Annotated in this window: 11 protein-coding genes; 4 read left to right on the top strand and 7 right to left on the bottom strand. The window is 42.6% G+C overall.

Going from position 1 to position 12,035, the window contains the following annotated elements; translation table 11 throughout:
- Window positions 1-263 precede the first annotated feature (263 nt).
- Window positions 264-554, bottom strand: a complete 291-nt coding sequence (locus KHZ77_RS02800) for a hypothetical protein (protein WP_295195515.1) — start codon at window positions 552-554, stop codon at window positions 264-266.
- A 327-nt stretch (window positions 555-881) separates the two neighbouring features.
- On the opposite strand from KHZ77_RS02800, the gene KHZ77_RS02795 reads away from it, so the two are divergent.
- Entirely contained in the window at window positions 882-1,262 is a 381-nt protein-coding gene (locus KHZ77_RS02795; RefSeq protein ID WP_295195513.1) for a helix-turn-helix domain-containing protein, read from the top strand.
- A 34-nt stretch (window positions 1,263-1,296) separates the two neighbouring features.
- Here the strand turns inward: KHZ77_RS02795 and KHZ77_RS02790 are convergent, their stop codons facing one another.
- From KHZ77_RS02790 to KHZ77_RS02765, 6 genes are all read right to left on the bottom strand, one after another.
- A complete protein-coding gene (locus KHZ77_RS02790) occupies window positions 1,297-1,956 on the bottom strand; it encodes a radical SAM protein (RefSeq protein WP_295195510.1) in 660 nt (219 codons plus the stop codon).
- Window positions 1,943-2,281 carry a 6-carboxytetrahydropterin synthase QueD gene (queD, locus tag KHZ77_RS02785; protein ID WP_295195509.1) on the bottom strand — a complete coding sequence of 113 codons (339 nt, stop codon included), beginning with the start codon at window positions 2,279-2,281 and terminating at the stop codon, window positions 1,943-1,945. The genes KHZ77_RS02790 and queD overlap by 14 nt, the downstream gene beginning before the upstream one ends.
- A 384-nt stretch (window positions 2,282-2,665) precedes the next feature.
- On the bottom strand, window positions 2,666-3,895 hold the full coding sequence (locus KHZ77_RS02780) for an LL-diaminopimelate aminotransferase (RefSeq protein WP_295195507.1): 1,230 nt from the start codon (window positions 3,893-3,895) through the stop codon (window positions 2,666-2,668).
- Window positions 3,896-4,488: 593 nt separating this feature from the next.
- Entirely contained in the window at window positions 4,489-5,286 is a 798-nt protein-coding gene (locus KHZ77_RS02775; protein WP_295195505.1) for a hypothetical protein, read from the bottom strand.
- Between the two features lie 38 nt (window positions 5,287-5,324).
- Entirely contained in the window at window positions 5,325-6,776 is a 1,452-nt protein-coding gene (locus KHZ77_RS02770; protein ID WP_295195503.1) for a HAMP domain-containing sensor histidine kinase, read from the bottom strand.
- Window positions 6,754-7,428, bottom strand: a complete 675-nt coding sequence (locus KHZ77_RS02765) for a response regulator transcription factor (protein WP_295195501.1) — start codon at window positions 7,426-7,428, stop codon at window positions 6,754-6,756. The genes KHZ77_RS02770 and KHZ77_RS02765 overlap by 23 nt, the downstream gene beginning before the upstream one ends.
- A 593-nt stretch (window positions 7,429-8,021) precedes the next feature.
- Here KHZ77_RS02765 and KHZ77_RS02760 point away from each other — a divergent pair.
- From KHZ77_RS02760 to KHZ77_RS02750, 3 genes are read left to right on the top strand one after another with little or no spacing between them, the layout of a single operon-like run.
- A complete protein-coding gene (locus KHZ77_RS02760) occupies window positions 8,022-9,740 on the top strand; it encodes an FAD-binding protein (RefSeq protein ID WP_295195498.1) in 1,719 nt (572 codons plus the stop codon).
- Window position 9,741: 1 nt separating this feature from the next.
- The gene (locus KHZ77_RS02755; RefSeq protein ID WP_295195496.1) at window positions 9,742-10,698 is read left to right on the top strand and encodes a succinate dehydrogenase/fumarate reductase iron-sulfur subunit; all 957 of its coding nucleotides are present in this window, start codon (window positions 9,742-9,744) and stop codon (window positions 10,696-10,698) included.
- Window positions 10,698-11,576, top strand: coding sequence for a CoB--CoM heterodisulfide reductase iron-sulfur subunit B family protein (locus KHZ77_RS02750; protein ID WP_295195494.1), 879 nt, complete (start codon window positions 10,698-10,700; stop codon window positions 11,574-11,576). Before KHZ77_RS02755 ends, KHZ77_RS02750 begins: the two co-directional genes overlap by 1 nt.
- Window positions 11,577-12,035 lie beyond the last annotated feature (459 nt).

Genomic DNA, 12,035 nt, shown 5'->3' with positions numbered 1-12,035 from the left:
TATGCGTAAGTTCGTATGCGTAAGTAATCATCAGTAAGCAGGAGGCATATTGAGATATGCATAAAGGGCTATAACGGCAAGAGGGGGCTCCTGCGGTTATAGCCCTTTTGGTACGCATGGTATGAAGAAATATGTACCAAGCAATATAACACGGGTTGAATGTTATATTACGCTATGTATATGACAGTGTATGATGTAGCTGTTACAAAATAGACGTTACATCATATTCTGTTATATATAATAGAATTTACATTGAACCGTTCTTATGCTACGGCGTAGATTTTTACGTCAGGATCAGCGCTCCAAAGTGGTTTTAAACCTGTAAACACGTCGTTTTGGAATAAAGCGCTCTGTAAATAAGCTTGTGCATGTTCAACGCTGTCAAAACCATGTAAAACTTGTACGTCTTCGTCACGGATTAAAAGGTCTTTTGTTAAAGCCCCTTCAATTGTGTCGAGGAATGGTTTACGATAGTCCGTATACACTTTGGCAGCAGCCGGACGATTGGATTCATCAATAGTCATGGTAATTTCTAAATACGCTTTTACACTCATTATGATAGCCTCCTACGGTTATTTTTTTATTACGATTAAAAGATTGTATATGATTGGTATGTAATAAAATGTGGAATGAAATGATCAATAAATATGTAATTGACCCTTAGTGAAACATCTGAGCTTGCAAGCATATATGTGATGTTTATACGCTCAATCGGGATGTATAGTTTGATGTTTCTCGATTTGAGCTTGGTTTCATTATAGTAGGTGGACTTCTCTTTGAAAAGATATAAGCAAATTAATGAGTAACTAATAAATTTCATAGTAACTTGAGCGCCGGCAGGGGATTCATTATAATAAAATGCATAGAAAGGATTGATTCAGATGTACAAGCCAAAATTGGAAAAAGATATTCGGTGCCCTTTGGAATACGGACTCACGGTGTTTGGCGGTAAATGGAAGTCTCGCGTTATTTGCGTTCTCAATGAAAAAGGAACTCTACGCTATAGCTCGATTCGCAAAGAAATGAGTAATATAACTGATGCGGTGTTAGCCACAACCTTAAAAGAGCTTATCGCGGACGATATGATACAGCGTGTGCAGTTTGATGAAATTCCGCCGCGCGTTGAGTATTCGCTTACTGAAAAAGGCCAATCGGTCATTCCCATTTTGCAAAATATTTGCCGGTGGTCCGGAGCCTATCATAAGGAGAATAATGAAAACACCTTATCGCAGTGTCAAACATGTGACTACAGCGTAAAATAAAACGGCATAGCCCTTAGGCTACGCCGTTTTTTCGTTAAACCCCTTTAGTATCAGGATCCCATATGAACTTGTGGATTTGCAACTGGATGCGAATGTTTTGCAGGTCATTGTCTAGCAAGTAGTTTACGATGTCTTTCGGATCGATTTTGCCGAATACAGGAGACACGAAGATGTGTCCTTTTGGCTGCTTGGAAAGTACCAGATCGCGCATTTTATCCAAGTCGCGGTGTGATGAAACGACGAATTTCAGTACGTCACGTTTCTTAAGGTTCTCCAATAGTTTAGGATGCATATCTTCTTCCGCCAATGAATCAGGGCATTTGTAGTCGAATGTGTAGAACACATTGTCGTAGCGGAATGGTGCCAAAATGGATCCGTTCGTTTCAATGTTGAATTCGTAAGGCCCCCAAGGCGTCGTTTCGCGGCTCATTGTCTTAATGAGCGCTTTCACTTCGTCGGCTTGCAATAGGGGCTCGCCGCCGGTGATAGTGATATAACGGTTTTTAAAACCTTCTAATGTGCGGATAATTTGCGGAATGCTCATAATCTTGTAATCTACGTCTTTACCATAGCTGTACGTGGTGTCGCAATAGACACAGCGCAGATTGCAGTCATATAAGCGCAGGAACGAGCAGGGGAAACCCTGGCGGGTGCCTTCACCTTCGATGGAGCTGAACAGCTCAATCACGTTCATAAATAGCTACATTCCCTTCTGACTCTTGTACAACAACTTTAAAACATTTTTCGCCTAATTCATCAGCGATCCATTTCGCCATGTTTTCCGCTGTCGGATTAATTGGCCCCATAATATCGTTGATATGCTGATGGTCTAAACGGCCGTGGATGCGCTCCTTGATGTGGCCGAAGTCGATGACCATGCCGTTTTCGTCGAGCTCCGCGGCGCGTGCGTAAATGTGCACAATCCAGTTGTGGCCGTGAAGACGTTGGCACTTGCTCTCATATGTAAGCTTCAACTGGTGAGATGCACTGATTTCTAATTTCTTTATTACTGTATACATACTTACCTCGTTTAATTCCCAGTATTTATATATCGATTTATTTAGAACAATACTAAAATCATATCATGATAAGCCCGTACATAACAAGGCTTTCCAGGTAAATAAAATAATTTTATGGCGGTTTTTTATGTGAAATAAGTAGGTATATTCTGCAAGTAGAAAAACGTGTCCTCCAGGGGTAAAATCTACTTCTTACAGATAAAAAAGAGCTTGAAGAATTAATCTTCAAGCTCTTTTTAGTGTAAGGATTTTACAGGAGTTATGAAATTTAAGTGTTATATGTACAAAACACAGACTTGAAAAAGAAAACTGAAATTCTAAAATTTTAAATAGCTGTAATTTTTAAATAACTGGAATTTTTAAATGACTAGAATTTTTAAATTATTAGAATTTCAAAGACTTAATGCGTTCGATAGCGCGCAGTGTATTTTCGCGGCTGCCGAAGGAGGTGAGTCGCAAGTAACCTTCGCCGCAAGGGCCGAAGCCGGAGCCCGGTGTACTTACGATGTTTACCTTTTTGAGCAGTAAGTCGAAGAATTCCCAACTGGTCATACCGGCCGGTACTTTAAGCCAAATATAAGGTGCATCAACGCCGCCGAATACAGTCAGACCGATTGAGCTTAAGCCTTCGCGAATGAGGCGGGCGTTTTCTTTGTAATAGGCAATGGATTCTTTAATCTGCTTCTGCCCTTCCGGCGTGTAGACGGCTTCTGCCGCACGCTGAATAATGTAAGGAACACCGTTGAATTTAGTGCACTGACGGCGGTTCCACATGGCATTGATGGACACATCTTCGCCGGCCGCATTTTTCAATGTTAAATCCTTCGGAATAACCGTATAGGCACAACGAGTGCCGGTAAAGCCGGCGGTTTTCGAGAAGGAACGGAACTCGATGGCTACCTGGCGTGCCCCTTCAATTTCGAAAATAGAATGAACCGTGTCTTCGCTGCTGATGAAGGCTTCGTACGCCGAGTCAAAGAGTAGAATCGCATCATTATCGCGGCACCAGTCAACCCATTCTTTTAGGCGGGCGCGGCTGATCACGGTACCGGTCGGATTGTTTGGACAACAAATATAGACCATATCGACAGGCTGTGTAGGGAAGTCAGGGGAGAAGTTGTTTTCCGCATGAGTAGGCAAGTAGACTACATTTTCGAAAACACCATCCACCGATTTGCCGGAACGGCCGGCCATAACATTACTGTCCAAATACACGGGATACACAGGATCTGTAATGGCAATTACGTTATCGGTGCCGAATAGTTCCTGAATGTTACCGCAGTCGGATTTGGCGCCGTCGGAGATGAAGACTTCATCTAAGGCCAAATCGATGCCCCGTGCTTTATAGTCGTGCTCTACCACAGCTTTACGCAAGAAATCATACCCTTGTTCCGGACCGTAGCCGCGGAATGTCTCAAGTTGTCCCATTTCGTCAACTGCTTTGTGCATTGCTTCGATAACAGCCGGTGCCAGCGGCAATGTTACGTCGCCGATGCCGAGGCGGATAATATCGGCCTCCGGATGTTCCGCTTGATAGTCCGCAACTTTACGGGCGATGTTGGCGAATAAATAGGAATTTTGCAAGTTAGAGTAGTTTTCGTTAATCGTGGCCATGGCAAAGACCTCCTTTTTAATAATCAATTTAACTCATTGTACTACACGGATTCTATAGAATGCAAACAAAAGGGACGAATTAAGGATATTACTTTTACATACGTCGTATTAGTTTGATGCATAATTCTATAGAATATATAAAACCTCATTAAAATTTGAATTAACTTAAACTTTTAACAAATTCAATAAAAACTAATCTTTTGAGAAAAACATAAATTGATTTAAAGAAGAACTTTTTATTTGTAAGTTAAGCCTCTATATAAGCTCTAACTATTTGTATAAAAAGAAAAACAGGAATCCGGGGATGGATTCCTGTCTTTCTTGTAAGGGGAGTGTTAGTGTTAATCAAATGAAAAAATTGACTACCCATATCAGCCGAACAGGGAGAGCTCGGGGATTGATATGGTTCCCTGTAATCAATAATAAGAGGCATACCGAATGGGGTTTCGGTATAACCATTCATCTGATGGTACAATAATACGGCATCAAGATGAAATGAAAATGAAAATAGAAAATAATTTAAACTATTTTTTTACAACGGAAAATCGCTATAAATATAGTAAATAAAAGGCTTTATAAAATGCCCTATATAATCAATATACATTAGACTTTATAATATGTCTATTAACACCATCGATAACTAACTCGTAAGTAAGCCCTGCACTTTTAGCAAAAAAATGATACAGAGGATGCTTCCGCAACTCTTGTGGCGGTGTACGGCTGAAATCGCTTTCCGGAATAGGTGGTCGTCCATTGGTCGGCAATGGCGTACGCGACACATCACCCGATGAATTGCCATCGTTAGAAGGCTCTGAAGCGCCACCTTCGCTACCGGTTTGGTTAGTAGCACCATTTTCGTTATTAGCACTACCTATATTTTTACCGCTACCATTGGAGGCACTATTTTGACGAGTGTCATTCCTCATTTCCGGAGGCATCTGGATCGGTGGCAGTGATGAATCGCTGTTTTTATCTGAAGGAATTTGACGATTTAACGGTCCGTTAGGCCCTTGGCCCGGATTATTAGTATCACCCGGGTGCGATGACATAGGCATAGGCGGAGCCGGTAAGTTATCGAATGTAATAAGTCCAATTTCCTTAAATTTGAGGTCCTTCAAAGGAACGCCCGTATTTAAGGCCACAATTTCCTTAATCTTATCTTCGCTGATAATCGTTAAGTTGTTGGCTTTCGCCTGTGCTTTCACCATGTCCGTGCGAGCGGCCACAACGCGCAGATGCTCCTGAGTTGTGTAATAGTCGTACACGCTATAGGCGGCGGCACATGTCAAAATAATAATCAGCCCGGCCAACAGTAAGCGATATAATCGCTTTTTTAGAAACTCAATATTCTCTTTATACGACGCGTTAAAGGGATTAAAACGGAAAAACATTAGGTCCTACCTTTCTGTTGAGGCGCGAGTCGAACCTGTCAGTCCGACTGATTATCGGTTAAAGGAAATTCAAGAATAAAGCTTGTAGATTTCCCTTGCTCACTGATTGCATAGGCGTTACCGCCATGTAATTTAATTACATTCTGTACAAAGTAGAGGCCCAACCCAAGACCTTGTTCGGAACTCTTGGTTCGCGACGGATCCACTTGATACAGGCGGTTCCAAATTTTATCCAAATCGTCTTGGCTGATACCGGCACCGTTGTCGGTAACCGATATTTTAATAGAAGCCTCATCCCGCGTAAGGGACAAACTGATTGTGTCCTTCGTGAATTTAATGGCATTGTCCACCAGGTTGCCCACGGCACGTTTTAAGAACGGCAGATTGCCCACCAGGGAGATATCCGATTGGATGTCTGTAGTAAGAGTGATATTTCGCTCCTGACAGATGCGAACGTAACTCTTGGCCACTTCTTCCACGAGTTGGGAAAAGTTCAATGATTCTTTTTTAATACTTTCCATATTGTCCAAACGAGCGATATCCAGCAGCTGAGTGACCATAGCAGTCATAAAGCGGCTTTGCTGGAAAATGTGCTCGAAGCTTTCTTTCGCCTCGTCTACGGAACTGATGTAGGAACGGCCGTAATCACTTTCCGCCTGAATAACGGCAATCGGTGTGCGCAGCTCATGAGATACGTCGGAACTGAACTGCTTTTCGCGTATGGATGAATTTTCCAAACTGTCCAACATACTGTTGAACGTACGAGCCAACGAGGAGATTTCATCATACGTTTCAATCGGTGGCTTCAAACGTTGTGACAAGTCACGTTTCTCCCCGATATCGGAAGCGGTGCGCGTCAATTGTCGAATCGGGCTAAGCCCGCGTTTGATGAGCCAGTACCCGCCAACGGCCCCGATAATGAGGAAGGTCATGCCCCCTAAGAGTAGAGAAATGAGCATCACGTTAGTTGTGCGGCTTACGGAACTGGCCGGCAATACGCCACGAACCCACCCATGGAAGGACGGGTCGCCAATCGGCGAATCGTAATAATAGAAGGTAGCGTTACGTACTGTAATCTCCGTAATGTGATGAGGAGACAGCATACTTTCCGGCGGGAACCCGTCCGGAATGGCCCCTTTTACGGCCACGCCGTTTTCCGTATAAATTACGGAGAACACGCCGTCCTGGAACGGACGAAAGCGAGATAAATTATCGGCTGTGTTGATGACGCGGGATTGCAGCGTACTGCGCATCTCCGAATCTTCCCAAAGCTGTGTAAATTGCAATATGAACACGCTCAACAAGAGGAGCATGAGTAATAGAAATACAGAGTACCAACCGGTAATTTTAATGGATAAAGGCAGACGTTTGAACGGATTGGAGTAATTGCCGTTCTCGTCTTTGCTGAAAAATGCTTTTAATAAAATGGAGGGCGTCTTGAGCCTTCCACCATCAGGTGCGGATGAATTATTCTTCGACTTTGAAAACATAGCCCACGCCTCGTACGGTCTGGATCAGTTTTGATTCATTGGCTACGTCAAGCTTCTTACGCAAATCTTTGATGTATACATCGATTAGATTGGAGTAACTTTCGTAGTCATATTCCCAAACATGGTCTAAGATTTGTTGTCTGGAAAGTACGATGTTTGCATTACTTGCCAAGTAGTAAAGCAATGCGAACTCTTTGGCAGTCAATGTCAATTCATGACCCTGCAACGTGGCTGTGTGGCTTCGGCTGTTAATTGTCAAAGGACCAACAACGAGGTCATTGTGCGCATGGTTGTTGCTGCGACGGGACAATGCGTAAATGCGGGCTACCAATTCTTCGAATTCGAACGGTTTAACCAGGTAGTCGTCGCCGCCAAGGTTGAAGCCTTTCAATTTGTCTTGAAGCGCGTCTTTAGCAGTTAAGAATAATACAGGTGTTTTGTTGCCTTCATTGCGAAGATGTTTTACAACGGTAAAGCCGTCCATCTTCGGCATCATTACGTCCATAACTACAACGTCATAGCTGGATGTGTTTAAATAGTCCAAAACCTGTTCGCCGTTGTAGCAGCAGTCCACTGTCATGGACTCTACACGCAAACGTTTTGCAATAATGTTATTTAGCATTTCTTCGTCTTCTACAAGTAAAACCTTCATATGTTCCTCCTTAAAATAAAATATATACTATATTGTTGTACTCTTTAGTGGTGTATTTGCATTACAAGCATATTGATTAACGTTATATGTGTTTTTATTATATCACTAAAATTGTGAAGAAAGTATAACTGAGAGGAATGAACTGTATGTGAAATGATAACTAAAGGGTATAAAAATTTGATAACAAAGTAACTTTCATTCATAATAAGCAAAGTAATACGAAAAAAATGAATATAATAAAGACTTTTTCGGAAAATCATTAAAAATTATTTTTTGCTTCATGAGAAAACTCTCATTATCAATAATTTGATAAAATGAAAGAAATCAAGACTGCATATCTTGAATAAAACAAATAGTTAAGCCGAATAATTAAGTTTTGTTATAAAGTACATTTTTCCTTCTCTTAAAAACTTAAATAGTCGAAAAGAGAAGGATTATCAATTAAGAAGAAGAGTGCTTATTATGCAAAATATATTTTGGACAAAAACCTTGTAAAAACGCTATAATTTAGGTAATAACTATGGACTTGGTACGTGTAGGTATGCGTATCAATAATAAGACTATAGAAGTAGGTACAAATTTAGGAGGTAAGTATGGAACAATTTGATGTTCTGGTAATAGGCAGTGGCGGAGCCGGCCAACGTGCAGCTCTGTACGCAGCACACCAAGAAGGTTTACGCGTCGCTCTTATTACAAAGATTTTCCCAAGTCGTTCAGCGACAGCTATGGCCCAAGGCGGGATTAACGGTGCACTTAAAAACGTAGCCAAAGAAGACACTGTAGAAGATCATATCTTTGATACCATCAAAGGTAGTGATTACTTGGCAGACCAGGATGCTGTTGAATTCTTCATCAGCCGTTGCCCTGAATGTATTCGTGAATTGGACTACTTCGGCGTGCCATTCTCTCGTACAGAAGAAGGCAAGATTGCGCAACGTAACTTCGGCGGCCAGGCATATCCTCGTACATGCTACAGTGCGGATAAAACCGGCCATGTAATTTTGCATACTCTTTACGAACAATGCTTGAAAGAAAATGTACATTTCCTTCAAGACTGGTACTTATTAGACATCGTTAAAGCTGATGACGGCTCCGTAGGCGGTGTTGTTGCGTGGAACATGAAAGAAGGCCGCGTAGAACAAATCGCCGCTACTGCAGTAGTTATCGCTACAGGCGGTGCAGGCCGTATGTATTGGACTCGTACGTCCAACCCTTATCTTTCCACAGGTGACGGCATGGCAGCCAGCTTCCGTGCAGGTTGTGCATTGAAAGACCCTGAAATGGTTCAGTTCCACCCAACAGGCCTCGGCAAGAGCGGTATTCTTATGTCCGAAGCGGTTCGTGGTGAAGGCGGTTACTTGTTGAATAACAAGGGCGAACGCTTTATGAAAGACTATGCACCAAGCAAAATGGAATTGGCACCTCGCGACGTTGTAGCGAAAGCCATTGAAACTGAAATTGCGGAAGGCCGCGGTTTCGGTACCGGTCTTGATGCGTATGTAGTAGCTGACGTTCGTCACTTACCAAAAGAAGTTATCCTTGAAAAACTTCATGGTATCCGTGACTTGGCAATCACATTCGAACATGCGGATCCATTGAAACAACCTATTCCAATTCGTCCAACTTGTCACTACTCCATGGGCGGTATTGATGTAACTGACTATAAAACTTGCGGTACTGTAATCCCAGGTTTATTCGCAGCCGGTGAAGCTGCCTGCGTATCTGTACACGGCGCTAACCGTCTTGGCGGTAACTCCTTGGCTGACGCGGTAGTATTCGGTAAAATCGCCGGTGAAGGTGCAGTTGACTACGTACAGAACCATGAAGCGAAAGACGCTAAGGACGCTCTTGCAAAAGCAGCTGCTAACTGGGAAGCTCGCTTCACAGAAGTTACCAACCGCAAATCCGGTCGTCCAATCGCTGAAATCCGCGATGAAATGGCTCTTTCCATGTGGAACAATGTAGGTATTTTCCGCGAAGAAAAGAAAATGGAAGTGGCATTGGAAACATTGAACCGCTTAATTGAAGAATACAAAACGTGCTATGTCGGTGACTCCAACCGTACGTTCAATATGGCTTTCGTAAATTACCTTGAAGTAGGCAGCTTGTTAACCGTTGCCAAAGCGGTAGCATTAGGCGCTATTCGTCGTAAGGAAAGCCGTGGCAGTCATCTTCGTGAAGACTATACAAAACGTGATGATGCAAACTTCTTGAATCATACACTTGTAACGTTGAAAGAGGACGGCGAGTATGAAGTGGGTCAGAGCAAAGTTGTGATTACCCGCTACGAACCAAAAGAAAGGACGTACTAAGATGAGACAGATTACCTATAAAATTCATCGCTTCAATGAAGGCCGCGCCTATGTACAGACCTATTCCTTTGATTACGAACCGGACCGTACAATTCTTTGGGGCCTTCAGAAAATTAAAGATACAATCGATCCAACTTTGACTTTCATCGCTGCTTGCCGTAGTGCGGTTTGTGGTGCCTGCTCCATTAAAGTTAACGGTCAGGCTATGCTCGGCTGCGAAAGCAAAATCGATGAAATCACTGAACGTTTCGGCAGCGACACTATCGAAATTGCACCTATCGGCAACTTCGACGTAATTCGCGACTTGGCTGTGGATTGGGAATCTAAAGTTAATCGCCTCAAAACTGTGGCACCTTGGATTTTCATGAAACCTGAATTCAATCGCGACAACGGTGCTCGCCAGACTCCTGCAGATTTCAAAAAATTCGTTATGAACACAGAATGTATCCTTTGCGGTTGCTGTGCGTCTGAATGTAATAAATTGTCTGCTAAACGGGAAGACTTCCTCGACCCATATGTATATACAAAAGCGAACCGCTTTGTACAGGACTCCCGTGACGTGGCTCCTCGCGCTCACATCAATCCTGCATTTGAAAACGGCTTGTGGAAATGCGTTCATTGTATGAACTGTATCTCCCGTTGTCCAAAACACTTAAAACCTGCAAAAGATATTTCTGAACTTCGTGCTGCAGCAACTCGTGCAGGCCTTGTTAACAAAGGTACTCGCCACGCGATTGCTTTCAAGCAGGACTTGGAAAAAACAGGCCGCTTGAACGAAGTAACTATGAGCTTGAAGACAGACGGCTTAGTGGATTCTGCAAAACAGGGTCTCTATGCAATGCGTTTATGGGCTCATGGTAAGATTAATCCTATGGATCTTCTTGTGCCTCACAAACCTGTAGACGGCATCGAGGATGTTCGCACCATTATTAAAGCAGCAGAGGAGGCAGAACAATAATGAAATACGCATTTTTCCCTGGTTGCGTACTTGAAGGAGCAGCCAAAGAAGATTTTATAGCCACTGTTGCGGTTGCTAAAAAGTTAGGCATTGAAATTGAAGAATTGGAAGGCTGGACTTGCTGCGGTGCATCACATGTACAAGATATCGATCCATTAGTAACATTATCCACGAATGCCCGCAATATTGCCTTGGCTGAAAAGCAGGGCGTTGAGCTTATGACTGTATGTAACACTTGTACATTAATGCTTCGAGAAGCCAAAAATGAATTGGACCGCGATGAAGTGCAAAAAGCTCGTGTTAACAATATTTTAGGCCAGGCCGGCTTACGCTATAAAGGCACTAGCGATGTAACTCACTTCCTTTGGGTATTAATTCGCGAATACGGCTTAGATAACTTGAAGGCAAAAGTAGTAAAACCATTACGTGGTCTTCGCGTTGCCGAATACTACGGTTGTCACTTACTTCGTCCGCAAGAAGAATTGGGCTTTGAAGATTATCAAATTCCTACCAGCCTTGCTGACGTAATCAAAGCGATCGGTGCTACACCAATCGACTTCTCTCGTAAACTTGACTGCTGCGGTTTCCATGCCGTTTATCCGGCTCACGATTCCGTAATGCATATGACCGGTACTATCAATGCTGACGCTGCCAAAGAAGGGGCTGACTGTGTAGTAACACCTTGTCCTCTTTGCCAGATGCAGTTAGATATGTTCCAGAAAGAAGCTAAGCAATATGTGCCTAGCGACAAAGATATGCCAATCATTCATATGAGCCAATTAATTGGTCTTGCATTGGGCATCAGCCCTGAAGAATTGGGCCTTAACAAGCGCCATATGACCAGTACTGCAGAATTAACACGTTTTATCGGGGCTTAATCTTACATTTCGCTTACCTAATACGCCACGAAAATGTAGTAATTCAACAGAGTGCATGCTCATAATTGAATAGGTAGATTTAGAAAAGGGTTCCTTCGGGCCGCTTTCAAATACGATTATTTGAAAACGGCGCGGGGAATCCTTTTTTTATGCATTCCAATGGCAATTGTGACGGCGTAAAATCAAGTTGGACTTTATCAGTTAATTTCATAATGCGCGTACAGAGGATGATATAGGCAATTTTGATTATGAAGTGGTAGATAGAAACGAATTGAAAAATACATCTCCGGTGTACATGATTTTATATAACAACACCGTATTGGTGGCGTATATAAGAATTTATGCACACATGAAAATAAGATGAGTATATGATGAAATGAAGAGGAGAGGCGCTAACATCACATGTTTTAAGGGATGGAGTGATATTCGGGGGTACTTTATTAAAAAAATTACAAGAAA

The organism is Veillonella sp., from assembly GCF_018364065.1.
Lineage (GTDB): Bacteria > Bacillota > Negativicutes > Veillonellales > Veillonellaceae > Veillonella_A.
This window is presented reverse-complemented; position numbering and strand designations above follow the sequence as displayed.